This window comes from Janthinobacterium sp. PLB04 (assembly GCF_021165895.1).
Classification (GTDB): Bacteria; Pseudomonadota; Gammaproteobacteria; order Burkholderiales; family Burkholderiaceae_D; genus Janthinobacterium; species Janthinobacterium lividum.
In genome coordinates this window covers 6,216,772-6,241,343 of the sequence record NZ_CP088968.1, presented here as the reverse complement: position 1 = coordinate 6,241,343, position 24,572 = coordinate 6,216,772, and the positions used below count along the sequence as shown (strand labels likewise).

General features: G+C 62.6%; 24 protein-coding genes. 16 read left to right on the top strand and 8 right to left on the bottom strand.

Going from position 1 to position 24,572, the window contains the following annotated elements:
• Nucleotides 1-14: 14 nt before the first annotated feature.
• A complete protein-coding gene (locus LSO07_RS27620; RefSeq protein WP_151097371.1) occupies nt 15-1,076 on the top strand; it encodes an adenosine deaminase family protein in 1,062 nt (353 codons plus the stop codon).
• On the opposite strand, the gene LSO07_RS27615 is transcribed toward LSO07_RS27620, so the two are convergent.
• On the bottom strand, nt 1,073-2,455 hold the full coding sequence (locus tag LSO07_RS27615) for a short-chain fatty acyl-CoA regulator family protein (protein ID WP_151097369.1): 1,383 nt from the start codon (nt 2,453-2,455) through the stop codon (nt 1,073-1,075). The genes LSO07_RS27620 and LSO07_RS27615 overlap by 4 nt on opposite strands.
• A 157-nt stretch (nt 2,456-2,612) precedes the next feature.
• Here LSO07_RS27615 and LSO07_RS27610 point away from each other — a divergent pair, with 157 nt between their 5' ends.
• The 5 genes from LSO07_RS27610 to mmsB are packed head-to-tail and all read left to right on the top strand — an operon-like array spanning nt 2,613 to nt 8,138.
• On the top strand, nt 2,613-4,121 hold the full coding sequence (locus LSO07_RS27610) for a CoA-acylating methylmalonate-semialdehyde dehydrogenase (protein WP_034778805.1): 1,509 nt from the start codon (nt 2,613-2,615) through the stop codon (nt 4,119-4,121).
• Nucleotides 4,122-4,130: 9 nt separating this feature from the next.
• A complete protein-coding gene (locus LSO07_RS27605) occupies nt 4,131-5,303 on the top strand; it encodes an acyl-CoA dehydrogenase family protein (protein WP_151097367.1) in 1,173 nt (390 codons plus the stop codon).
• Nucleotides 5,300-6,085: an enoyl-CoA hydratase gene (locus LSO07_RS27600; RefSeq protein ID WP_151097365.1), complete on the top strand. Its 786-nt coding sequence runs from the start codon at nt 5,300-5,302 to the stop codon at nt 6,083-6,085. The genes LSO07_RS27605 and LSO07_RS27600 overlap by 4 nt, the downstream gene beginning before the upstream one ends.
• Complete coding sequence (locus LSO07_RS27595) at nt 6,078-7,208, top strand: enoyl-CoA hydratase/isomerase family protein (protein ID WP_151097363.1); 1,131 nt, start codon at nt 6,078-6,080, stop codon at nt 7,206-7,208. The genes LSO07_RS27600 and LSO07_RS27595 overlap by 8 nt, the downstream gene beginning before the upstream one ends.
• 27 nt (nt 7,209-7,235) lie before the next feature.
• Complete coding sequence (gene mmsB, locus LSO07_RS27590; RefSeq protein WP_034778800.1) at nt 7,236-8,138, top strand: 3-hydroxyisobutyrate dehydrogenase; 903 nt, start codon at nt 7,236-7,238, stop codon at nt 8,136-8,138.
• Between the two features lie 186 nt (nt 8,139-8,324).
• On the opposite strand, the gene LSO07_RS27585 is transcribed toward mmsB, so the two are convergent.
• Both LSO07_RS27585 and LSO07_RS27580 read right to left on the bottom strand, forming a co-directional pair.
• Nucleotides 8,325-8,909, bottom strand: coding sequence for a hypothetical protein (locus tag LSO07_RS27585; RefSeq protein ID WP_151097361.1), 585 nt, complete (start codon nt 8,907-8,909; stop codon nt 8,325-8,327).
• Nucleotides 8,910-8,944: 35 nt separating this feature from the next.
• Entirely contained in the window at nt 8,945-9,544 is a 600-nt protein-coding gene (locus LSO07_RS27580) for a hypothetical protein (RefSeq protein WP_070254715.1), read from the bottom strand.
• A 244-nt stretch (nt 9,545-9,788) separates the two neighbouring features.
• On the opposite strand from LSO07_RS27580, the gene LSO07_RS27575 reads away from it, so the two are divergent.
• The gene (locus tag LSO07_RS27575; protein ID WP_191909772.1) at nt 9,789-10,514 is read left to right on the top strand and encodes an HAD family hydrolase; all 726 of its coding nucleotides are present in this window, start codon (nt 9,789-9,791) and stop codon (nt 10,512-10,514) included.
• Nucleotides 10,515-10,616: 102 nt separating this feature from the next.
• Nucleotides 10,617-11,633 carry a heat-inducible transcriptional repressor HrcA gene (hrcA, locus tag LSO07_RS27570; protein WP_034778783.1) on the top strand — a complete coding sequence of 339 codons (1,017 nt, stop codon included), beginning with the start codon at nt 10,617-10,619 and terminating at the stop codon, nt 11,631-11,633.
• A gap of 48 nt (nt 11,634-11,681) precedes the next feature.
• Here hrcA and fur read toward each other — a convergent pair whose 3' ends face one another.
• Nucleotides 11,682-12,113, bottom strand: a complete 432-nt coding sequence (fur, locus tag LSO07_RS27565; RefSeq protein ID WP_034778781.1) for a ferric iron uptake transcriptional regulator — start codon at nt 12,111-12,113, stop codon at nt 11,682-11,684.
• 195 nt (nt 12,114-12,308) lie between these two features.
• Between fur and LSO07_RS27560 the strand changes: the two genes are divergently transcribed.
• The 3 genes from LSO07_RS27560 to LSO07_RS27550 are packed head-to-tail and all read left to right on the top strand — an operon-like array spanning nt 12,309 to nt 14,102.
• Nucleotides 12,309-12,938 carry an outer membrane protein assembly factor BamE gene (locus tag LSO07_RS27560; protein ID WP_092607288.1) on the top strand — a complete coding sequence of 210 codons (630 nt, stop codon included), beginning with the start codon at nt 12,309-12,311 and terminating at the stop codon, nt 12,936-12,938.
• Between the two features lie 19 nt (nt 12,939-12,957).
• The gene (dapB, locus tag LSO07_RS27555) at nt 12,958-13,767 is read left to right on the top strand and encodes a 4-hydroxy-tetrahydrodipicolinate reductase (protein ID WP_151097359.1); all 810 of its coding nucleotides are present in this window, start codon (nt 12,958-12,960) and stop codon (nt 13,765-13,767) included.
• A gap of 8 nt (nt 13,768-13,775) precedes the next feature.
• Nucleotides 13,776-14,102, top strand: coding sequence for a barstar family protein (locus LSO07_RS27550; RefSeq protein WP_092607294.1), 327 nt, complete (start codon nt 13,776-13,778; stop codon nt 14,100-14,102).
• Between the two features lie 42 nt (nt 14,103-14,144).
• On the opposite strand, the gene LSO07_RS27545 is transcribed toward LSO07_RS27550, so the two are convergent.
• Complete coding sequence (locus tag LSO07_RS27545) at nt 14,145-15,392, bottom strand: CaiB/BaiF CoA transferase family protein (RefSeq protein WP_151097357.1); 1,248 nt, start codon at nt 15,390-15,392, stop codon at nt 14,145-14,147.
• Nucleotides 15,392-16,570 (bottom strand): acyl-CoA dehydrogenase, encoded by a 1,179-nt coding sequence (locus tag LSO07_RS27540; RefSeq protein ID WP_034778773.1) that lies wholly within the window; start codon nt 16,568-16,570, stop codon nt 15,392-15,394. The genes LSO07_RS27545 and LSO07_RS27540 overlap by 1 nt, the downstream gene beginning before the upstream one ends.
• 160 nt (nt 16,571-16,730) lie before the next feature.
• Between LSO07_RS27540 and LSO07_RS27535 the strand changes: the two genes are divergently transcribed.
• Nucleotides 16,731-17,636 (top strand): LysR substrate-binding domain-containing protein, encoded by a 906-nt coding sequence (locus LSO07_RS27535; protein WP_070281770.1) that lies wholly within the window; start codon nt 16,731-16,733, stop codon nt 17,634-17,636.
• Here the strand turns inward: LSO07_RS27535 and LSO07_RS27530 are convergent.
• Nucleotides 17,633-18,034, bottom strand: a complete 402-nt coding sequence (locus LSO07_RS27530) for a VOC family protein (protein ID WP_225317435.1) — start codon at nt 18,032-18,034, stop codon at nt 17,633-17,635. The two genes, LSO07_RS27535 and LSO07_RS27530, sit on opposite strands and share 4 nt — an antisense overlap.
• Nucleotides 18,035-18,074: 40 nt before the next feature.
• Nucleotides 18,075-18,839, bottom strand: a complete 765-nt coding sequence (locus LSO07_RS27525) for a helix-turn-helix domain-containing protein (RefSeq protein ID WP_225317434.1) — start codon at nt 18,837-18,839, stop codon at nt 18,075-18,077.
• A gap of 169 nt (nt 18,840-19,008) precedes the next feature.
• Between LSO07_RS27525 and leuS the strand changes: the two genes are divergently transcribed.
• Genes leuS through LSO07_RS27505 form a run of 4 tightly spaced genes read left to right on the top strand, consistent with a single transcriptional unit; the run spans nt 19,009 to nt 24,563 of the window.
• Nucleotides 19,009-21,648, top strand: coding sequence for a leucine--tRNA ligase (gene leuS, locus LSO07_RS27520; RefSeq protein WP_092607300.1), 2,640 nt, complete (start codon nt 19,009-19,011; stop codon nt 21,646-21,648).
• A 2-nt stretch (nt 21,649-21,650) separates the two neighbouring features.
• A complete protein-coding gene (locus LSO07_RS27515; RefSeq protein WP_151097355.1) occupies nt 21,651-22,241 on the top strand; it encodes an LPS-assembly lipoprotein LptE in 591 nt (196 codons plus the stop codon).
• A 10-nt stretch (nt 22,242-22,251) separates the two neighbouring features.
• Nucleotides 22,252-23,268, top strand: coding sequence for a DNA polymerase III subunit delta (gene holA / locus LSO07_RS27510; protein WP_034778765.1), 1,017 nt, complete (start codon nt 22,252-22,254; stop codon nt 23,266-23,268).
• Nucleotides 23,269-23,291: 23 nt separating this feature from the next.
• A complete protein-coding gene (locus tag LSO07_RS27505; RefSeq protein WP_151097353.1) occupies nt 23,292-24,563 on the top strand; it encodes a glutamate-5-semialdehyde dehydrogenase in 1,272 nt (423 codons plus the stop codon).
• The last annotated feature ends 9 nt before the right edge of the window (nt 24,564-24,572 follow it).

The following is a 24,572-nucleotide window of genomic DNA, read 5'->3' as shown; positions in this document are numbered from 1 at the left end:
ACGAAACGAGTTTCATGTCTAATTCACCCCTGAGCATTGAACAGTTTTTACGTGCCATGCCGAAAGTGGAGCTGCATTGCCACCTGTTCGGCACGGTGCGCCAGGCTACTTTCCGCGCGCTGGCCACCAAGACGGGCAATGTCGTCACCCCCGAGGACATCGACGCGTTCTATACGCGCGGCGACAAGCCCGTCGGCGTGCTGCGCGTGCTGCGCGCGCTCGACGCGCACCTGATCGTCTCGCCGACCGACCTGTATTGCCTCGCCTATGAATACCTGGAAGACGTGCATGGCCATGGTGTGCGCTATGCGGAGTTCTTCTGGAACCCCACCGGCACCGTGCGCGTGTCGGGCATTCGCTATGACGCGGCGCAAGACGCCATCGTGGCCGCCATCCGCGATGCGCAGCGGGACTTCGGCGTGATCGGCCGTTTGATTCCCAGCATTGACCGCGAAGCCGCTCCTGCGGAAGCCGTGCAGATGGTGGAATGGATGAAGGCGCACCGCGCGCCGGAAGTCATCGGCATCGGCATCGACTACCGCGAAAACGACCGCCCGCCCGAGCTCTTCATCGAAGCCTACCGCGCCGCGCGCGCCGCCGGCTTCAAATGTACGGCGCACGCGGGCGAATTCGGCATGCCGTGGATGAATGTGGCGACGGCCATCGAGCAACTGCAGGTGGACCGGGTCGACCATGGCTACACGATTGTCGACAATCCGGAACTGGCGCGGCGCTGCGTGGAGCGGGGCCTCGTGTTTACGGTGGTGCCGACCAATTCGTATTACCTGCGCACCCTGGCGCCCGAGCGCTGGGCGCTGGATCACCCGATCCGCGCCATGGCCAAGCTGGGCTTGAAACTGCATCCGAACACGGACGACCCGACCCTGCACCACGTGACGCCGACGGGCGCCTGGATGATGATGCGCGAGTTCGGCTTCGGCCTGGACGACATGCGTGGCTTCATGTTGAATGGCCTCGACGCGGCCTGGATCGATGAATCCACGCGGCGCGACTGGCGCGCGGAATTCACGCGCGAATTCGACGCGCTGCGCGCCCGCGTGGTCGACGCTTCTTAAGCCGAGGCGGGCGGCGGCGCCAGCAGCGAGGGAAACGCCCGCTGCGGACACGCCTGCCGCTCGCACACCTTGCAGCCCGTGCCGATCGGCGTGGCGCTGGTCGGGTCGTGCAAATCGAGCCCCTTCGAATAGATCAATCGGTGCGCCTGCGAGATGTCGCAGCCCAGCGCCACGGCAAAGGTCTTGCCCGGTGCCCGGAAGCCCGGCGAGGCCGTGCTGACCTGGCGCGCAATCCACAGATAGGTGCAGCCGTCCGGCATGCTGGCCACTTGCGTCAGCACTTGCCCCGGATGGCTGAAGGCGTCGTAGACGATCCATAGCGGACACGTGCCGCCCACCCTGGAAAAATGGAAGTCCGTGGCCGACTGGCGCTTCGAGACATTGCCGGCGCGGTCGACGCGCACGAAGAAGAACGGCAGTCCTGCCGCGTCGGGGCGCTGCATGGTGCTCAGGCGGTGGCACACGGCTTCGAAGCCCACGCCGAACTGGTGCGCCAGGCGCTCGATATCGTAGGCGCGCGTTTCCGCCGCCTGCAAAAAGCGCTGGTAGGGCATCAGCAAAGCGCCGGCGAAATAATTCGAGAACGCCAGGCGCGCGCTCGTTTGCGCGGCCGCACCGGAGAATCCTGCCGCCAGCACCAGGGCGTCGATCAGGTCGCTGTGCTCGAGCAAGCTGATTTGCGCCGCCATCTGGAAGGCGCGCTGGCCGCCCGTCAGGGTGTCGGGTAGCCACAATATCTGTTGCTGGGCGTCGTAGCGGTGCTTGCGCACCATGCCCGCGTCGCCATCGGACAGTTGCACCTTGACGCCGTGGCGCTCCAGCAAGCGGCCTTGCAGCGCATCGAGCGTGCGCAGGGCGGGATCGAATTCCCCAGCCACCAGCTCCGCCGCCCGGTCCAGTTCATCGATGTAGTTCTGCCGCCGGTTCAGGTATTCGCGCACTTCCTCGTCCGTGGACGGGGCCGCCGAACTGGCGCCGCGGCTGCCGTCGTCGAGACGTGCAGCCAGGGTATCGGCCCGTTCCGCCATGACCCGGTAGCGCCGCTGCAAGAGCAAAATCGAGCGCGCCAGCTCCGGCATGTTTTCCACCAGCATCTTGAGTTCCGCCATCGACGTGGGCGGCGCATCGGGCAATTCGCCGAACACGTCGCGCACGTCGGCCACCAGGCTGGCGCTGTCGTGTTCGGAAAAGATTTGCGGATCGACGCCCAGCACGGTGCCGATGCGCAATAAAATCGGTACCGTCAGCGGACGCTGGTTGCGTTCCATCTGGTTCAGGTAGCTGGGTGAAATGCCCAGGGACTTGGCCAGCGCCACCTGCGTCATGCGCCGTTCCTCGCGCAGCCGCTGCAGGCGCACGCCCATGAAAACCTTTGCCATCGCGTTTCCTCTTCACCGGTTTGTGGAATCTGCAAATTTACAACATTTGCAGATTAACAGATTCAGCTTTGCATTATCTCGCATTTTCACGCCTTGTTTGTGGCAGCTATTGTGCGAATAATGCAAACAGACCTATACCCACACCAGGAGACTTCGAGTGACCACGCAAAACGCTATTCCAACTGTTCCCCTCTTGATCAACGGCGAGTGGGTTGAATCCCAAACCACCGTCTGGCGCGACGTCGTCAACCCGGCCACGCAGGAAGTACTGGCCAAGGTGCCGTTCGCCACGCCGGAGGAAGTCAACGCGGCTATCGCCTCGGCCCAGCGGGCCTTCAAAACCTGGCGCAAGACGCCGATCGGCGCGCGTGCGCGCATCTTCCTCAAGCTTCAGCAGCTGATCCGCGAAAACATGGCCGACCTGGCCGCCACCTTGACGATGGAACAGGGCAAGACCCTGCTCGATGCGGAAGGCGACGTCTTCCGCGGCCTGGAAGTGGTGGAACATGCCGCCAATATCGGCACCCTGCAAATGGGCGAATACGCGCAAAACGTGGCCGGCGGCGTCGATACCTACAGCGTGATGCAGCCGCTGGGCGTGTGCGCCGGCATTACCCCGTTCAATTTCCCCGCCATGATCCCGCTGTGGATGTTCCCGATGGCAATTGCCTGCGGCAATACCTTCGTGTTGAAACCATCGGAGCAAGATCCGCTCGTGACGGAAAAGCTCGTGCGCCTGGCCTTGCAGGCGGGTATTCCGGCTGGCGTGCTGAACGTCATTCACGGCGGCGAAGACGTGGTCAACGCCCTGTGCGACCACCCGGACATCAAGGCGATTTCCTTCGTCGGTTCCAGCAAGGTGGGCACGCATGTGTACCAGCGCGCCAGCCTGAACGGCAAGCGCGCGCAATGCATGATGGGCGCCAAGAACCACGCCGTCGTCTTGCCGGATGCAAATAAAGAACAGACCCTGAACCAGCTGCTGGGTGCGGGTTTCGGCGCCGCCGGCCAGCGCTGCATGGCGGCATCGGTGGCCGTGCTGGTGGGCGAAGCGCGTGAATGGCTGCCGGAATTGTCGGCCAAGGCGCAAACCCTGACGGTCGGCGCGGGCAAGGATAATCCGGACCTGGGCCCCGTCATCTCGTGCGCGGCGAAAGAGCGCGTCTTCAGCCTGGTCGCCAAGGGTATCGAGCAGGGCGCCGTGCTGACCCTCGATGGCCGCGACGTCAAGGTCGATGGCTATCCGAACGGTAACTTCGTCGGCCCGACGATTCTGTCCGGCGTGAAACCGGGCATGGTCGTGTATGACCAGGAAATCTTTGGCCCCGTATTGATCGTCGTCGAAGTCGACACGCTCGATGAAGCGATTGCCCTGGTAAACGCAAATCCGAACGGCAACGGCACGGCGCTGTTTACGCAAAGCGGCGCGGCCGCCCGTTATTTCCAGGAAGAAATCGACGTGGGCCAGGTCGGCATCAACGTGCCCATCCCCGTGCCCGTTCCCCTGTTCAGCTTTACGGGGTCGCGCGGCTCCAAGCTGGGCGACCTGGGGCCGTTTGGCAAGCAAGTCGTGCTGTTCTACACGCAGACGCAAACGATCACCCAGCGCTGGTTCACGGACGCGGCCTCGGTGGGCAAGGTCAATACCACCATCAGCCTCAAATAAGGAGCTGGCATGGACTTTGAACTGAGCGACGAGCAGCGCGAGTTCCAGCAGGCGGCGCGCGCGTTTGCCGAAGGCGAACTGGCGCCGCACGCGGCCCATTGGGACGCGGAATCGATTTTTCCCGTGGAAACCATCGCCAAGGCGGGCGAGATGGGCTTTTGCGGCCTGTACACGCCGCAGCGCTGGGGCGGCCTGGGCTTGAGCCGCCAGGATGCGGCGATCGTCTTCGAGGAGCTGGCCGGTGGCTGCACTTCGACCACGGCCTATATCACCATCCACAACATGGCTACCTGGATGCTGTCGCGCTGGGGGCAGGAAGCCCTGTGCGATGAATGGGTGCCGTCCCTGGCTGCCGGCCAGAAACTGGCCAGCTATTGCCTGACGGAACCGCAGTCGGGCTCCGACGCGGCCTCCTTGCGCACCAAGGCTCGCAGGGTGAACGACGAGGAGGGCGATTTTTATGTTCTCGACGGCACGAAAGCGTTTATCTCGGGCGCGGGCCAGACGGACATGCTGATCGTCATGGCGAGAACCGGAGGCGAGGGCGCGGCCGGTATTTCCGCCTTTGCCGTGCCGGCCAATCTGCCCGGCATCGTGTATGGCAAGAAGGAAGAAAAGATGGGCTGGAACAGCCAGCCCACGCGCATCATCAGCTTTGACCAGGTGAAAGTGCCGGCAGCGAACTTGCTGGGAGCGGAAGGCGAAGGCTTTGCCATTGCCATGAAAGGCATCGATGGCGGGCGCATCAATATCGCCGTGTGCTCAGTGGGCACGGCGCAGGCGGCCCTCACGCGGGCGCAGGCGTACATGAAGGAGCGCACGCAGTTCGGCCGCGAGCTGGCGCAATTCCAGGCGCTGCAATTCAAGCTGGCCGACATGCTGACGGAACTGGTGGCGGCGCGCCAGATGGTGCGCCTGGCGGCGTGGAAACTGGACCAGGAAAGTCCCGACGCCACGGCATATTGTGCCATGGCAAAACGTTTCGCCACGGATGTGGGTTTTAATGTTGCCAACGATGCGCTGCAATTGCATGGCGGCTATGGCTACATCCGCGAGTATCCGCTCGAGCGCCACGTGCGCGATACGCGGGTGCATCAGATCCTGGAAGGGACGAATGAAATCATGCGCCTGATCGTCGCGCGAGCGATCTTGAAAGACGGCGCCACGGAGACCTTACGATGACCAAAGTGTATACCAATCTGCTGCTGGAACGCCGTGGCCATACGGCCCTGGTAACCCTCGACAACCCGCCCGCCCACACGTGGACCCTGGCCAGCCTGAACGCGCTGAGGGACCTGGTGGCCGACCTGAATCTTGATCCGGACGTGTATGCGCTCGTGATCACGGGCGGCGGCGCCAAGTTCTTCTCGGCCGGTGCCGATCTGAAAGTGTTTGCTGATGGCAACAAGGACACGGCGTTCGCCATGGCCGCCGCGTTTGGCGAAGCTTTTGAAGCGTTGTCCGCGTTTCGCGGCGTCAGCATCGCCGCCATCAATGGCTATGCCATGGGCGGCGGGCTTGAATGTGCGCTGGCCTGCGACATCCGTATCGCTGAAGAACATGCGCAGATGGCTTTGCCGGAAGCGTCCGTCGGCTTGCTGCCGTGCGCGGGCGGCACGCAGCACTTGCCGTGGCTGGTGGGCGAAGGCTGGGCCAAGCGCATGATTTTATGTGGCGAACGGGTCGATGCGGCCAAGGCGCTGGCTATCGGCCTGGTCGAGGAAGTCGTGCCAACCGGCAAGGCTGCTGCCACGGCGCTGGCCTTGGCCGCCAAGGTGGCCCGTCAAAGCCCCAGCAGCGTGACGGCGTGCAAGACCCTGATCCAGGGCGCCCGCAGCCATCCGCTGGTCAACTCCCTGCCCGATGAACGCACCCTGTTCCTGGGCCTGTTCGATACGCAAGACCAGAAAGAAGGCGTGCAAGCGTTCCTTGAAAAACGTCCGGCGGAGTGGAAGAATGGCTGAAAGTACCTTGATTGAAACTGTGAAATTCGAGGAACGCGACTGTCCCGGCGGCATGAAGCTGGGCGTCATCACCCTCGATGCGCCAAAGTCCTTGCATGCCTTGACCCTGGACATGATCCGCGCCATCGATGGCGCACTCGTGCGCTGGGCCAGTGACGCTGCCATCGCCTGCGTGGTGCTGCAATCGTCGACCGACAAGGCTTTCTGCGCGGGCGGCGACGTGCGCAGCCTGCGCACGGCCATCGTCGAGCAGCCGGGCGTCGTGCCTAACCCGCAGGCGCTGGCCTTCTTTGCCGAGGAATACCGGCTCGACCACCGCATCCATACCTATGCAAAGCCGCTGATGGTGTGGGGCGGCGGCATCGTCATGGGGGGCGGCCTGGGCCTGATGGCCGGCGCCAGCCACCGCGTGGTGACGGAAAACACGCGCATCGCCATGCCGGAAATCACGATTGGCCTGTTTCCCGACGTGGGCGGCAGCTGGTTCCTGGGCCGCATGCCGGGACGCAGCGGCCTGTTCCTGGGCTTGACGGGCGCGCCATTGAACGCGGCCGATGCCCTGTTTGCGGGTCTCGGCGACTATTTCCTGCGCCAGGAAGAGCGGGCCATGGTGCTCGACGCGCTGGCACTGGCGCAATGGCAAGCCAGCCCGCAGGAGAACAGCGAACAGCTGGACCGGTTGCTGCGCGGCTTTTCGGCGCCAACGACGGTGTTGCCCGTCTCGGAAGTGCGCGCCAACTTCGACGCCATCGCCGCGCTGACGCAAGCGCCCACCTTGCCTGAAGTGGTGGCCGCCATTGCCGCGTATGACGGCGATTCGGCGTGGCTGCAAAAGGCGGCCCACTCGCTGGACAAGGGCGCGCCCACTTCGGCCGCTTTGGTGTGGGCCATGCGCGAACGCACGCGGCATCTGAGCCTGGCGCAGGTGTTCCAGCTGGAATTGATCGTTGCCGTGCAATGCTGCGCCCATACCGATTTCCGCGAAGGCGTGCGCGCCTTGCTGATCGACAAGGACAACGCGCCGCAGTGGCAGCCGGCCAGCCTGGCCGACATCAGCGCAGCGCATCTGGACGAGTATTTTGCGGCGCCGTGGACACAGCATCCATTGGCGGATCTACATTAAATAAAAGAATAACTGGAGACTTTCACCATGCAACATATCGCTTTTATCGGCCTGGGCAACATGGGCGCGCCGATGGCCCGCAATCTGGTGGCCGCCGGCTTCCACGTGTCCGTGTTCGACTTGGCGCCAGCGGCCGTGGCTTCGCTGGTCGAGGCGGGCGCCACGGCGGCGGCGTCCGCCAGCGCGGCCGTGCAGACGGCCGACGCCGTCATTACCATGCTGCCAGCCAACAAGCACGTGCAGGAACTGTACCTGGCGGCCGGTGGCGTGCTGGACTCGGCCAAGCCGGGCGCCTTGTTCATCGATTGCAGCACCATCGCCGCCGACGTGGCGCGCCAGGTGGCGCAGGCGGCCAGCGAGCGGGGCTTTGCCATGATCGATGCGCCCGTCTCGGGCGGCACGGCGGGCGCGGCGGCCGGCACGCTGACCTTCATCGTCGGTGGCAGCGAAGCGGCCTTGCAGCAGGCGCGGCCTTTGCTGGAGAAGATGGGCAAGAACATCTTCCACGCGGGCGAGGCGGGTGCGGGCCAGGTGGCGAAGATTTGCAACAACATGCTGCTGGGTATTTTGATGGCCGGTACGGCCGAGGCGCTGAACCTGGGCGTGGCGCATGGCCTGGACCCGAAAGTGTTGTCCGACATTATGGCCAAGAGTTCGGGCCGCAACTGGACCCTGGAAGTGTACAACCCGTGGCCGGGAGTCATGGACGGCACGCCCGCGTCGCGCAATTACACGGGCGGCTTCGGCACGGCCCTGATGCTGAAAGACCTGGGCCTGGCGCAGCAGTCGGCCCTGTCGGCGAATGCACCCACACCCCTGGGCGGTCTGGTGCGCCAGTTGTACCAGATGCATGCGCAAGCCGGTTATGCGCAGCAGGATTTCTCCAGCATCGTGCAAATGCTGCAGCCGGGCTTGAACAAGCCTGCCTGAGGAATTTTGGGCAAAAAAAAGCCCGCTGGTAAAAGCGGGCTAAATCCAATTCTTGGAAGAGTTGGAGGAGACAGATGCATTATGCTGCATCGCCACATATAACTCCAATTTATATTTTGAATATCAAATATAGATTTTCATGATATCTCTTCCCGGTAGCCGCCTGGCGGCTACCGTTGCCGCAACTTAGGCCGGATTGCAGGCGATCTTCACCGTCGTCACATTCGCTTCGCCCATGGTGCCGACGCCTGTGCCCGGCTGTACAGCGCACAGCAGACCTTTCGGCTGGGTGGGGGAGACGGTGACGTTAAAGGTATCGCCATAGGCGACGGAGCCGGCCATGGTAAAGGTCGTGGCGTCCTTGGCCACTGTTGTTGTGGTACTACCGTTAATCAGCACCAGGCCGTCCACCGTCAGGCCGGAAATCGTGCCACCCACGGTATATCTGTTTTGCGCGCAAGCAACAGCGGCGCTGATACTGAGGTAATGGCCAGCCGAACCGGAACCACCGCTGATGCTGCAAGTCATGTGCGCCGGTTGCTGCTGGATGGTGATGTTGTAGTCGGTACCATAGTCGATGCGCTTGGCAAAGGTAAACGCTGTTTTCCCGGCAGGAATCGGCAGGGGATCGCCGCCATTGACCAGGATCAGTCCTTCATTGTTCAAGCCTGAGATCGTGCCGCTGACATCATACGAGGCCTTGCCGCCACAAGCGGCCAGTCCCAAGGTCAGCAGCAGTGCGGCGATAGGGCGCAAGCAGGATAACTTCATGTATTTCTCCAAAAATAGGTGACGGATCGCAAGGATTACTGCGGCTTGCAGTCAAGTGTGGCTGCGGTCGTGGCGGCAGATCCCATCTTGCCGACCGTATCGCTGCCATCGGCACTGCTGGAACCCTGGAAGCGGCACGTCAGGCCCGTTGGCTGAGCCAGTATGGAAATGCCGTACGAGGCGCCGTCATCAACGCTTTTGAATTCGTAGGTGGTGGCGCCTGCCAGCAGGGTCGTGCCGTTGGGTCCCATCACCAGGCGCAAACCATCCGTGGTCAGGCCCGTGACCGTGCCGCTCAGCGGGTAGGCGTTGGTCTGGCAGTTCACCTGGGCCGTGGTCACGGAGTAGCTCGATGCCTTGCCGACGCCATTGATAATGGTGCAAACGGCACCCTTGGGCTGTTGTGCGATAGTGATATTGTAGCGGTCATCGTTCTTGACCAGCTTGGTGAAAACAAAGCTGGCCTGGCCCGCAGGAATTGGCAAGCTTTCCCCGTCATTCAGGAGAATCAGGCCATCTTTGGCCAGGCCGACGACTTGGCCTTGCAGATACAGGTTGCCGCCGCTGCCACCGCAGGCTGCCAGTGTGACGGCGCAAGCCGCCGCCAGCATCGAGCGCAGGTACAAATTTTTCATACATTCTCCAAAACGAATTAGGTTGGGTAGCGCAACGCGGACGCTGGCGCCGCATTGGAATGGCGCCTATTTTAGTCTATCTGGCAAGCTGAATGATCTTGCCTTGTATCACCCTGTAACAATTTTTCGCCGGGAAGCGCTGGCCCGGCCCCATTTCATGGAGGCGCAGCCATGCCGGCGGCGGCGATCAATGCGACAATAGAGGCAGGCTGCGCACTGTGGCGTGGCATCCACCGTGAATCCCATGTCCCTAGCCCCTGTAAAACCTGCCGTGCCGCCCAAGGCCATCCTGTTCGACCTCGACGATACCTTGTGGCCCATCGCGCCCGTGATTGCCGCCGCGGAAACCCTGCTGCACGACTGGCTGGCCACGCATGCGCCCAAGGTGGCGCAGCAGTTTTCCATCGAGGTGCTGCGCCAGCACCGCCTGGCCATGCTCCATGAACAACCGCATTTCCATGGCAACCTGATCGAGTTGCGCCGCGCGGGCTTGCTGGCCGCCTTCGAGGCGGCCGGCGAGGATCCTGTCCTGGTCGATGGCGCCATCGCGCAGTTCCTGGCTGCGCGCCATCGCGTCCAGCCGTATGACGACGTCTTGCCTGGCCTTGCCTGGATGGGTCAGCGCATGCTGGTCGGCTCGATTTCGAATGGCAATGCGGACCTTGAAATTATCGGCCTGGCACAGCATTTTAAAGTCTCCATCGCCGCCAGCGATTTCGGCGTGGCCAAGCCTGACGCGAGCATCTTCCTGGCCGCTTGCGCCGCGCTGGGCGTGGTGCCGCATGAGGCCGTGTATGTGGGCGACGACTTGTATTTCGACGTCACGGGAGCGCAGGGGGCGGGCATGCGCGCCGTGTGGATGAACCGCAAGGGCAGCGACGCGCATCTGGCCGCCGGCGTGCAGCCCGACGCCATCTGCGCCAACTTCGATGAATTGCTGCTGTGGCTGCAGGGGCAACTGGAAGATTGATCGCCGCAGACCGGGCGAACGTGCATAATAGGCGCTGTTGATGCACGTTCGGCCGCTTTCGTTGCCGCTTGCTTAACAACATACTTGCTTAAATAAAATACCATGCAACTCGATACACGTGCCCAAACACTGCTGAAAGCCCTGGTCGAGCGATATATCGCCGACGGCCTGCCGGTCGGTTCGCGCGCCTTGTCGAAAATTTCCGGCCTGGACCTGTCGCCGGCCACGATCCGCAACATCATGGCCGACCTGGAAGAGCTCGGTTATGTGTCCAGCCCTCACACCTCGGCCGGACGCATCCCCACGCCGCGCGGCTACCGCATCTTTGTCGATACCTTGCTGACCGTCCGGCACCTAGACGAGCATCTGGTGGAGTCGCGCATGCGCCTGCAGACGCCGCAACCGCAAAAAACCATCGCCAACGCGGCGCAGATGCTGTCGTCGCTGTCGCAGTTTGCCGGCGTCGTGCTCACTCCGCGCCGCGAATCCGTATTCCAGCAAATCGAATTCCTGCGCCTGTCCGAAAAACGCATCCTGCTCGTCATCGTCGCCCCCGGCGGCGACGTGCAGAACCGTTTATTGCTGACGGAGGCCGACTATACGCCGGCGCAACTGGTGCAATCGGCCAATTACATCAACCAGAATTATGGCGGTCTGTCATTCGATGCCGTGCGCGTGCGCCTGCAGGGTGAGTTGCGCCAGTTGCGCGACGATATGGGCAGCCTGATGCAGGCGGCCGTGGAAGCGGGCAGCGAAGCGATGGCCGACCATAGCGATGACATGGTGATTTCCGGCGAGCGCAACTTGCTCAGCGTGAGCGATCTGTCATCGAATATGCATTCGCTGCGCCAGATGTTCGACATGTTCGAGCAAAAAACGGGTTTGATGCAGCTGCTCGACGTATCGAGCAAGGCGACGGGCGTGCAGATATTCATCGGCGGCGAATCGAACCTGGTGCCGATGGATGAGATGAGCGTGGTGACGGCGCCGTATGAAGTCAACGGCAAGATCGTGGGCACGCTGGGAGTGATCGGACCGACGCGCATGGCCTACGAGCGCGTCATCCCGATTGTCGATATCACGGCCAAGTTGCTGTCAAGCGCGCTCAGCCATCATTGATCGTACTGCCTGGCGCGCCAGCCGCCCCGTGGGAGCGGCCAGCTGTGGTCAGGCGGTTTTGTGCGGGCAAGCCGTCTTGATGCAGTTGCCGTAGATGGCCAAGGCGTGTTCGGCGATCTTGAAGCCGCGCTCTTCGGCTACCTTTTGCTGGCGCACTTCGATGTCTTCGTCGAAGAATTCTTCGACCCGGCCACAGTCGAGGCACACCAGGTGGTCGTGGTGGGAACCTTCGTTGAGCTCGAAAATCGCCTTGCCGGTTTCAAAATGGTTGCGGTTGAGCAAGCCTGCCTGTTCGAATTGCGTCAGGACGCGGTAGACAGTTGCCAAGCCGACATCCATATTGTCGGCCAGCAGAATCTTGTAGACGTCTTCCGCGGTCAGGTGGCGTACCGGGCTACTCTGGAAGATATCGAGTATCTTCAGCCGTGGCAGGGTGGCTTTCAGGCCGCTTGCCTTGAGATCACTAGGATTGTTACTCATGTTTGTTGCTCGTATGTGGGTCAGGTGCTTTATCATATAGCGTTTTAGCGGGGAGTGCCAAAATATGCATTTTTTGGCAGGCCGGCCACTCCTGGCGTTTTGTTCATCAAATTGAGGTCATTTATGCGCGTAACACCGGCTGTATTGCCATCTCTCTGGCACCGTATTTCATTTCGAGCACCAGTCGTGGCAGGCATGGTCTGTGTCGCGCTGGCCATGTCCGGCTGCGCCAGCCGTGGCATCCTTGGCGAAAAGCCGGCAGCTGCTCAAAAAGAAGGCAAGGAACTGGTCCCCGAACAGGGCGCACAAACGACCACCATTACGCCGCTGCAAAAATTCATGTGGTTTTTCTCGCCCTACCGTCCTGACATTCAACAAGGCAACTTTGTCTCCGAAGAGATGCTGGCCCAGTTGAAAGTGGGCATGACGCGCGACCAGGTGCGTTTCGTCCTCGGCACCTCGCTGCTGACCGATATCTTCCATGCCGACCGCTGGGATTATCCATTCCGCCTGGCCCGGGGCAGTGGCGAAACCACCAGCAGCCGCGTGGTCGTGTACTTCGGCAAGGATGGCAAGGTTGAACGTTTCGAAGGCGGCAACTTGCCGACGGAGAAAGAATACATCGACCGTATCGCCGGCCCGTCGCCGTTCGCCAAGGTCGCCAAGGCTGACGTGCCTGCCGCCGCCGTGCCATCACCCGTGGCGCCAAGCGCCGTGCCCGTGCCGGCCGATGCCGCGCCCGCCATTCCTGTGAGTAAGCCGGAAGTGACGCCTGCACCTGCCGCCGAGCCTGCACCTGCACCTGCTGCCGAACCCACCAAATAAGTTGCTGTAAGAGAATAAAATGACTGAACTGAAAATTGCCATCGCTGGCGCCAGCGGCCGCATGGGCCATATCCTGATCGAAGCGGTCAGCAATGCGCCGGACGCCGTGCTGGCCGGCGCCCTCGACCGCGATGGATCGCCTTCCGTCGGCCAGGATGCTGCCGCCTTTCTCGGCAAGCCTGCCGGCGTGCTGATCGCATCCGATCTGGCCACCGGCCTGGCCGGCGCCGATTACCTGATCGACTTCACGCGTCCCGAAGGCACTTTGCAGCACCTGGCGTATTGCGCCGAGCATGGCATCAAGATGATCATCGGCACCACGGGTTTCGATGACGCTGGCAAGGCCGCCATTGCCGCCGCCGCCGAAAAGACGGCCATCATGTTCGCGCCGAACATGAGCGTGGGCGTGAATGTCACCATGAAGCTGCTGGAACTGGCCGCGAAAAGCCTGTCCGAAGGCTATGATATCGAGATCATCGAAGCCCATCACCGCTTCAAGGTCGATGCGCCATCGGGCACCGCCCTGCAAATGGGTGAAGTGGTGGCCGGCGCCCTGGGCCGCGACCTGAAGGAATGCGCCGTTTACGGCCGCGAAGGCGTGACGGGCGAACGCGACCCGTCGACCATCGGCTTTGCCACCATCCGCGGCGGCGATATCGTCGGCGATCATACGGTGCTGTTTGCCGGCATCGGCGAGCGCATCGAGATCAGCCACAAGTCGAGCAGCCGCGTCACCTACGCCCACGGCGCCTTGCGCGCCGCGCGTTTCCTGGCAGACAAGCCGACCGGCCTGTTCGACATGCAGGATGTGCTGTCGCTGAAGAACTGAGGAAGACCATGGCCACTGCCATCCTGAATGGAAAAGACATCACCGACGCAGCGAGCTTTCACGCGCAATGCGTGCAAGCCTTCGGTTTCCCCGAGTTCTACGGCAACAGCATGGACGCCTGGGTTGATTGCCTCAGCTATCTGCGCGATGACGAAAACATGACGCAGTTCCGTTTGAAGCCGAACGAAGTGCTCGACATTGTTGTGCAAGATGCGGAAGCAATGAAGGCGCAAGTGCCGGACTTGCTGGAAGAAATCACGTTCTGTATCGCCGGCATCAATGAGCGCTATGACGATTATGGCGAGAAGCCGGCGTTGAAGCTGGTATTGAAGTAGCTCGGATTAGCGCGCAAGCGCGTAATCCGATATACCCAACATTTACACGACCTTGCGTTCGCGCAAGCGTTCAATCTCCGCACTGTCCAACCCCAGCCACTGCTGCAGCACTTCCTGCGTATGCTGCCCCAGCAATGGCGGCGGCAAGCGGTATTGCACCGGCGAGTGGGACAGGCGCACGGGATTGGCCACCAGCGCCACCGTGCCCGCCGTCGGATGCGGCATGTCCACTTTCAAGCCACGCGCCACCACTTGCGGGTCGGCAAAGACCTGGTCGATGCGGTTGACGGGACCGCACGGCACGGCTTGCGCCTCGAAGGCGCTGATCCACTCGGCCGTCGTGCGCATGACCGTGGTCTGGCGCATCAGGGGGATCAAGATCGCCCGGTGTGCCACGCGCTGTGGATTGGTGGCGAAGCGTTCGTCCTGCGCCCATTCCGGGTGGCCGGCGACGGCGCAAAAGCGCGAAAATTGGCCATCGTTGCCGATCGCCAAAATCATGTCGCCGTCGGCCGTGGGGAAGTCCTGGTAGGGCACGATGTTCGGATGGGCATTGCCCATGCGCTGCGGCACCTTGCCGCCGCACAGGTAATTGGCCGCCTGGTTGCCCAGCGCGGCCACTTGCACGTCGAGCAAGGCCAGGTCGATATGCTGGCCCAGGCCCGAGCGTTCGCGTTCGGCCAGCGCCGCCTGCACGGCGATCGTAGCGTACAGGCCCGTCAGAATGTCCGTCTGTGCCACGCCCACTTTTTGCGGACCCGCGCCCGGCTGGCCGTCGGGTACGCCCGTGATGCTCATCAAGCCGCCCATGCCCTGGATCAGGAAGTCATAGCCGGCGCGCGCCGCGTACGGCCCATCCTGGCCAAAGCCCGTGATGGAGCAGTAGACGAGGCGCGGGTTGAGTGCCAGCAAGCTGGCCGCATCGAGGCCGTATTGCTTCAAACCATTGAGCTTGAAATTTTCCAACAGCACGTCCGCTTCGGCCGCCAGCTGGCGCACCAGGGCTTGCCCTTCCGGCGCGGCCAAGTCGATGCACAAGGAGCGCTTGTTGCGGTTGGCGCACTGGAAATAGGCGGCCTCGGCGGTGTCGCGGCCATCTGCATCTTTCAGGTACGGCGGGCCCCAGGAGCGCGTGTCGTCGCCGCGGCCCGGCTGTTCAACCTTGACGACGTCGGCGCCCAGGTCGGCCAGCATTTGCCCGGCCCACGGGCCGGCCAGCACGCGCGACAGGTCCAGCACGCGCAAGCCGGTCAGCGGCGCGGGCCGCAGGGTGGAAGCCAAGGCGTCCATTAGTTGAACGCGGCGATGCCGGTGATGGCGCGGCCGATGATCAGCGCGTGCACATCGTGCGTGCCTTCGTAGGTGTTGACCACTTCCAGGTTGACCAGGTGGCGGATGACGCCGAACTCGTCGGAAATGCCGTTGCCACCCATCATGTCGCGCGCCATGCGGGCAATATCGAGCGCCTTGCCGCAGCTGTTGCGCTTCATGATGGAGGTGATTTCCACGGCGGGCGAGCCTTCATCCTTCATGCGGCCCAGGCGCAGGCAGCCTTGCAAGCCCATGGTGATTTCCGTCAACATGTCGGCCAGTTTCTTTTGCACCAGCTGGTTCGCTGCCAACGGGCGGCCGAATTGCTGGCGGTCCATCGTGTACTGGCGCGCCTTCAGGTAGCAGTCTTCGGCCGCGCCCAGCGCGCCCCAGGCGATGCCGTAGCGGGCGCTGTTCAGGCAAGTGAACGGGCCTTTCAAGCCGCGCACGTCGGGGAATGCATTTTCTTCCGGGCAAAACACCTCATCCATGACGATTTCACCGGTGATGCTGGTGCGCAAGCCGACCTTGCCGTGGATTTCCGGCGCCGACAGGCCTTTCCAGCCTTTTTCCAGCACGAAGCCGCGGATCGCGCCTTCATCGTCCTTGGCCCAGACGACGAACACATCGGCGATGGGGCTGTTGGTGATCCACATCTTGGCGCCGGAGAGACTATAGCCGCCCGGTACCTTGCGCGCGCGCGTGACCATGCTGCCGGGATCGGAACCATGGTTTGGTTCAGTCAGGCCGAAGCAGCCGATGAATTCGCCCGTCGCCAGTTTCGGCAGGTACTTCTGCTTGGTTTCCTCGTTGCCGAAGGCATTGATCGGCACCATCACCAGCGACGATTGCACGCTCATCATCGAGCGGTAGCCCGAATCGACGCGCTCGACTTCGCGCGCGGCCAGGCCGTAGCAAACATAGTTCAGGCCGGCCCCGCCGTATTCTTCGGGAATGGTCGTGCCCAGCAAGCCCAGTTCGCCCATTTCGCGGAAGATGGCGGCATCCGTGCGGCCATGGCGGAACGATTCGAGGACCCGAGGCACCAGGCTGCCCTGGCAATAATCGCGGGCCGCTTCCAGCACGGCGCGTTCGTCGCCCGTCAGTTGTTCTTCCAGCAGCAGGGGGGAATTCCAGTCGAATACGGTTTTGCTCATCACAGGCCTCGCAGGTGAGCGCCGGTGATCGGCGCAAGATTGAATATGGCTCATGGTAGGTTTTTGCCTAGCCTTGCGCAAACGATTTTTTCGCACCCAGACATGCGTATTGCGCATATCTTGCGGCATACTAGGGGCCTTTCACCGGCCGGATACTCCCATGTCACGCAAAATTCCCATGCTGCAAGCCCTGAACTGCTTCGAGGCGGCTGCGCGGCACCAGAGCTACACGCATGCGGCGCGCGAACTGTCGCTGACGCAAAGTGCCGTGTCGCGGCAGATTTCATCCTTGGAAACTTTTCTTGGCGTGCAATTGTTTCAGCGCACGCGCCATGGCGTGTTGCTGACCAGCGCGGGCGCCGCGTATGCGCGGCAGATCGCGGCCCGCCTCGATGGCCTGGAGCGCGACACGCTCGACACCATGGCGCGCCAGGGCGGCGGCGGCGCCTTGCAGCTGGCTTCGGTACCCACGTTTGCCACGCGCTGGCTGATGCCGCGGCTGTCTTCGCTGGCGCAACTGCACCCGGATATCGTCGTGCATATCGACGCGTATACAAAACCGTTCATGTTTGCCGATACGGAATACGACGGCGCCCTGTACGCGGGCACGCCCGAGCAATTGGCGCGCTGGCCCGGGACGCGCGCCACCTTGCTCATGCATGAAGAAATCGTGCCCGTCGCCAGTCCGCGCCTGTTGGCGGCGCGTAGCGCCTGGCAGCCGCAGGATTTGCTGGAACTGACCTTGCTGCAACAAAGTACGCGCCCGGGCGCCTGGCGCCAGTGGTTTGACGCCATGCAGGTCGAGGGAGAGGGGCGCGATGGAGCGCACTATGGCGCCCGTTATGAACTGTTTTCCATGCTGGCCATGGCGGCCGTGCAGGGGCAGGGCGTGGTCTTGCTGCCACGCATGCTGGTCGAAGCGGAGCTGGCGCGTGGCGAATTGCGCATCGCATGCGAGCGCCCACTGCGCGGCCAGCGGGCGTATTACCTGATCACGCCTGAAACGGCGCATGAAAAGACGGCCTTGCAGCAATTGCGCGCATGGCTGCAGGGTGAAGCCGCCTAAACGACCTTGCCGATATCGAAATGGGGATTGTCGATCAGGCCGATCTGGTTGCCGAACGGATCGAGCAATTCCACCGTGCGGATGCCGTCGCCCACGTCCGTGATCGGGTGGTGCAGACTGCCGCCCAGTGCCACGATGCGCTCGACTTCCTGCTCGATGCCATCCACGCCCCAGTACGTCACGCTGCCCTGCGTGCCAGGCTGGCCGTCTGGCAGCAAGCCCAGCTCGAAGCCGCCGATGGCAAAACCGACATAGAACGGCTGGTCGAAGTAAGGCGTGGTATTGAATACCTGGCTGTACCAGGCCTTGGCCTTGTCCAAGTCGGGGACGGGATAGGTGACGGTGCGCAAGCCCTTGATCATGTTCTGCTCCTGGTAAATGAAGAATAACGCCATCATGCCACCGGCGAGCGCGTGGAGATTGTAAAAATGGAAGGTTTCAATGGTGGCGGTGCATAAACCACGCCTCGGGCGAGCTGCGGGCGAAATCCTGGAAATCGTGGATCAGGTGCGACTGGTCGAAATAGCCAAATTGCAGGGCGACTTGCGCCCAGTCCGGCTGTCCCGCCAGGTTTTTCAAGCCCTGGCTGGCGGCGCGGAAACGGCAGATGCGGGCAAACAGCTTCGGGCTGATGCCCACTTGCTGGCGAAATTGCAGCGCCAGGTGCTGGCGCGACACGCCCAGTTGCCGCGCCAGGCCATCCACGCGCACCTGGCCGCATGCGCGCTCGATGGCCGCGATGGCATGTTCGGCTGCGCCGGGCTGGCGCCGTGGCGGCACGCTGCGCAGGCGCAGCAGCAGATAGTCTTGCAGAATAGAAATTCTTTGCGCATTGGACAAGGGCTCGCTCCACAGGGCGTCAGCCAGGCGCGCCGCCAGTTCGCGGCCCCACAGCTGCTGCAATCCCGTGCGGCCATCGCTGAGTTCACACAAGGGAAGCTGGAAGAAGCGGGCCGCCGCGCCCGGCTTGAAGCGGGCCGCCACCGTCTGCACGAGGCCCTGGCTGACGACGGCGATCGGCGCCGTCATCATGCCGACGGCAAAGCTGGCATCCTGCTGGTCCTGGCACAGGATGTCGATGCAATTGTCGGGCAAGACCTGATGCGTCAGGGGCGTGGCACCCGTTTGCACGCGGCACGTCCAGACGCAGTCCAGCCAGGGCCGCAGGGCGGGGATGGGCGGATATTCCTGGTAGACGATCATGGCCGGACTTGAGGTAAAGAAGAATATTGTTGCATATGTATTGTTGCATACGACACAGCATAATTGTGCGCCCGTCAAAATATGCGAGACCGGGCCGCCAGCGCGCCGCGCTATCGGGCGGCGACAACCAGTATAATGCTCGGTTCATATCCACTATTGGCCGCACATCATGCAAGATAAATATAGTCCCGCCGACGTCGAACAAGCCGCCCAATCGCACTGGAAGGCGATCGACGCCTATAAAGCCGTCGAACACGACCCGCGTTTCCCAAAAGGCAAGTATTTTGCCTGCTCGATGCTGCCTTACCCTTCGGGCAAGCTGCACATGGGTCACGTGCGCAACTATACGATCAATGACGTGATGTACCGCTACCTGCGCATGAATGGCTACAACGTGCTCATGCCGATGGGCTGGGATGCGTTCGGCATGCCGGCGGAAAACGCGGCCATGGCCAACAACGTGCCGCCCGCGCAATGGACGTATTCGAATATCGCCCACATGAAGCAGCAGATGGAATCGATGGGCCTGGCCATCGACTGGTCGCGCGAAATGACCGCCTGCAAGCCCGAATACTACAAATGGAACCAGTGGATGTTCCTCAAGATGCTGGAAAAAGGCATCATCTACAAGAAGACCGGTACCGTGAACTGGGATCCGATCGACCAGACCGTGCTGGCCAACGAGCAAGTCGTCGACGGCCGCGGCTGGCGTTCGGGCGCGCTGATCGAAAAGCGCGAAATCCCCATGTACTACGCGCGCATCACCGATTATGCGGAAGAATTGCTGGCCTATGTGGATGACAAGCTGCCGGGCTGGCCCGAGCGCGTGCGCACCATGCAGACCAACTGGATCGGCAAGTCGACGGGCGTGCGTTTCGCCTTCCCGCATGACATCAAGGACGCGAATGGCGCCCTGATCGGCGACGGCAAGCTGTATGTATTTACCACGCGTCCGGACACCGTCATGGGCGTGACCTTCTGCGCCGTGGCCGCCGAGCACCCGCTGGCCATCCACGCCGCGCAAAGCAATCCTGCGCTGGCCGCTTTCAACGCCGAATGCAAGCTCGGTTCCGTGATCGAAGCGGACATGGCAACGATGGAGAAGAAGGGCATGCCGACCGGCCTGTTCGTCACCCATCCGCTGACGGGCGCGCAGGTGGAAGTGTGGGTCGGCAACTACGTGCTGATCACCTACGGCGATGGCGCCGTGATGGGTGTGCCAGCGCACGACGAGCGCGATTTCGGCTTTGCCAAGAAGTATGACCTGCCGATCAAGCAAGTCATCGAAGTCAAGGGTCAGGAATTTTCGACGGACGCCTGGCAGGAATCGTATGGCAGCAAGGATGGCGTCTGCGTCGCTTCCGGCAAATACGACGGCCTGCATTTCGCGTCCGCCGTCGATGCGGTGGCCGCCGACCTGGCTGAACTGGGCCTGGGCGAAAAGAAAACCACGTTCCGCCTGCGCGACTGGGGCATCTCGCGCCAGCGCTACTGGGGCACGCCGATCCCGATGATCCATTGCGCCGATTGCGGCGTGGTGCCGGTGCCGGAAAAAGACTTGCCGGTGGTGTTGCCGGAAGACTGCGTGCCGGACGGCACGGGCAACCCGCTGAACAAATACGAAGCTTTCCTCAAGTGCGACTGCCCGCAGTGCGGCAAGCCGGCGCGCCGCGAGACGGACACCATGGATACCTTCGTCGATTCGTCGTGGTACTACATGCGCTATACCTCGCCAGGCAGCAATGACGCCATGGTCGACGCGCGCAATGACTACTGGATGCCGATGGACCAGTACATCGGCGGCATCGAACACGCCGTGATGCACTTGCTGTACGCGCGCTTCTGGACCAAGATCATGCGCGACTTCGGCCTGGTCAAGTTCGACGAGCCGTTCGTCAACCTGCTGACGCAGGGCATGGTGCTCAACGAAACCTACTTCCGCAAGGACGCGGTGGGCAAGACTACCTGGTTCAACCCGGACGACGTGCGCCTGTCCCTCGATGACAAGGGCCGTCCGCAAAGCGCCGTCCTGGTGGCCGACGGCCAGCCGGTGGAAATCGGCGGCACGGAAAAAATGTCGAAGTCGAAGAACAACGGCATCGACCCGCAAGCGCAGATCGAGCAGTACGGCGCCGACACGGCCCGTCTGTTCACCATGTTCGCTTCGCCGCCGGAACAGACGCTGGAATGGTCGGGCAGCGGCGTCGAAGGCGCGAACCGCTTCCTGCGCCGCGTGTGGAACTTCGGCTACGCCCAGTCGGCCACGATCCAGGCCGCACTGGCTGGCGGCGCCGCACCTGCCACGGGCGACGCGCAGAAAAACCTGCGCCGCGAATTGCACAAGCTGCTGCAGCAAGCCGATTACGACTTGAAGCGCATCCAGTACAACACCGTGGTGTCGGCCTGCATGAAGATGCTCAACACCCTGGAATCGGCCAAGCTCGATGACAGCGCGCAGTCGAAAGCGCTGATCGCCGAAGGCTTCTCCATCTTCCTGCGCCTGCTCAATCCCGTCGCGCCGCACATCACCCACGTGCTGTGGCAGGAACTGGGCTACGCTGGCGTGCACGGCGACCTGTTGAACGTCGCCTGGCCGCAGGTCGACCCGCAAGCATTGGAACAGTCCGAGATCGAGATGATGATCCAGGTGAACGGCAAGCTGCGCGGCTCGATCACTGTGTCCAAGGATGCGGACAAGGCCAGCATCGAAGCGGCCGCGCTGGCCTGCGAAAGTGTGCAGAAGTACGTCGAGACCACGCCGAAGAAGATCATCGTCGTGCCAGGCAAGTTAATCAGCATCGTGGTGTAATCATGACGACTTCCTCTCAAGTATCGCTGTTGGGCCGCCGTGCCGTGCTGGCGCTGGGCCTGACTGTCCTGCTGTCGGCCTGCGGCTTTCACTTGCGCGGTTCGAACGGCAGTTTCATGCTGCCGTTCGCGACGATGTACATCGGCTTGCCCGACACGTCGCCGCTGGCGATTGGCCTGAAACGCTATATCCGCGCCATTGGCAGCACGGAGGTGGTGAACACCAAGGATGGCGCCGACGCCGTTCTTGAAGTGCTCAACGACCCGGAGAGGAATCGTACCAAGACCATTTTGTCGCTGAACAATAACGGCCGCGTGCAAGAGTACCAACTCGGCTACGCGATCAATTTCCGCGTGGTGGACAAGGCCGGCAACCAGTTGCTGGCACCAACGACCATCAGCCTGGTGCGCCCGATTACCTTCGACGAATCGCAGGTACTGGCCAAGGAAACGGAAGAGGCGGCGCTGTACCGCGACATGCGCAACGACCTGGTGCAGCAGATCATGCGCCGCCTGGCAGCCATCAAGCCGGTGCTGCCGGCCATGTCGGTGGCGCCAGTGACGCCCGTGACGCCGGTCGCGCCGCAGCAGTAACGGGGACGCCATGCAATTGCGGATAGACGCGCTCGATGGGCATGTGGCCAAGCCGCTGGCGCAGCTGTATGTGATCACCAGCGACGAACACTTGCTGGCGCTGGAAGCGGCCGACAAGATCCGCCGCGCGGCGCGTGCGCAGGGGTACTCCGAGCGCGACGTGCTGACGGTGGAGCGCAGCTTCAAGTGGGGAGAACTGCTGGCGGCGAACCAGGAGCTGTCGCTGTTCGGCGACAAGAAAATGATCGAGCTGCGCATCCCCACCGGCAAGCCGGGCAAGGATGGCGGAGCGGCGCTGCAAAGCTATGCGAAAAATCTCAGTCCAGACAACCTGACCCTGATCACCTTGCCCAAGCTGGATTGGGCGACGCAAAAGGCGGCCTGGGTCGCCAGCCTGCAGCAGGCGGCCGTGTATATCGACATTCCGAATGTGGAACGGGCGCAGTTGCCTGCCTGGATATCCCAGCGCCTGGCGGCACAGGGGCAAAGCGCCGAAAGGGCCAGCATCGACTTCATCGCCGAACGGGTGGAAGGCAATTTGCTGGCGGCGCACCAGGAAATCCAGAAACTGGGCTTGCTGCATGCCGCGGGCAAGCTGACGTACGAGCAAGTGCAGGACGCGGTGCTGAACGTGGCCCGCTACGATGTCTTCAAGCTGTCCGAAGCCATGCTGGCGGGCGACCCGGCGCGCCTGGTGCGCATGCTCGAAGGCTTGAAAGGCGAGGGCGAGGCGCTGCCGCTGGTCTTGTGGGCCGTCTCCGAAGAAATCCGCACGCTGTTAAAATTGAAGGCCGGCATGGCGCAAGGGCGTCCATTGGGTGCGCTGCTGAAGGAATACCGCATCTGGGGGCCGCGCGAGCGGATGATGGAGCCGGCCCTGCGGCGCATTTCGCTACCCGTGCTGGAAGCGGCGCTGCAGCAGGCGGCGCAGGTGGACAAGATGATCAAGGGCTTGCGCGCCAAGGGCTATGCGGGCGATGCCTGGGATGCCATGCTGCAGCTGGGCCTGAAGATCGCCCGAGGCTAGTTTTTTACTATATGGATACGAGCATGGACATCACAGAATATATGCAGGACGTGGGCACGCGCGCGCGCGCCGCCTCGCGCGCCATGGCGCGTGCCGACAGCGCCACGCGCAACCGTGCCTTGAGCCTGATCGCCGCCGCCATCGTGCGCGATACCGATCTGCTGCGCGCGGCCAACCAGCGCGACCTCGATGCGGCCGCCGCCGCCGGCCTGGCGCCGGCCATGCTCGACCGCCTGACCCTGTCCGACTCTGCCATTGCTACCATGGTCGAAGGCTTGACGCAGATCGTGTCGCTGGCCGACCCGATCGGCGAAATCTCGAACATGAAATTCCGCCCGACGGGCATCCAGGTGGGGCAGATGCGCGTGCCGCTGGGCGTCATCGGCATCATCTATGAAGCCCGTCCGAACGTGACGGTGGACGCGGCCGGCCTGTGCATCAAGAGCGGCAACGCGACGATCTTGCGCGGCGGCTCGGAAGCGATACACTGCAACCGCGCGCTGGCCAAACTGGTGGCCGAGGGCTTGCAGGGAGCAGGCCTGCCTGCCGATGCCGTGCAAGTCATCGACACCACCGACCGCGCCGCCGTCGGCGCTCTCATCACCATGCCGCAGTACGTGGACGTCATCGTGCCGCGCGGCGGCAAGGGCCTGATCGCGCGCCTGATGAACGAGGCTACCGTGCCGATGATCAAGCACCTCGATGGCATCTGCCACGTCTACATCGACGCCAAGGCCGATATCAGGAAGGCGATCGATATCGGCTTCAACGCGAAGTGCCACCGCTACGGCACCTGCAACACCATGGAAACCCTGCTGGTGTCGCGCGCCATCGCCGCTACCGTGCTGCCGCAGCTGGCCGAACTGTACCTGACCAAGCAGGTGGAACTGCGCGCCGATCCGGAAAGCCATGCGATCCTGGCCGCCGCCGCTTATCCGCACCTGGTGCCCGCCACCGAGGAAGACTGGTCCACCGAATACCTGGCGGCGATCCTGTCGGTGAAAGTGGTCGACGGCATCGACGAAGCGATGGACCACATCAACCAGTATTCGTCCAAGCATACGGAATCGATCATCACGGAAGACTACAGCGATGCGCTGCGCTTCCTGCGCGAAGTCGATTCCGCCTCGGTGATGGTGAACGCGTCGACGCGTTTCGCCGACGGCTTCGAATATGGCCTGGGCGCCGAGATCGGCATCTCGAACGACAAGCTGCATGCGCGCGGCCCGGTGGGACTGGAAGGTTTGACCTCGCTTAAGTACGTGGTCTTTGGCCACGGCGAAGTACGTAAATAGTCTCTTTCG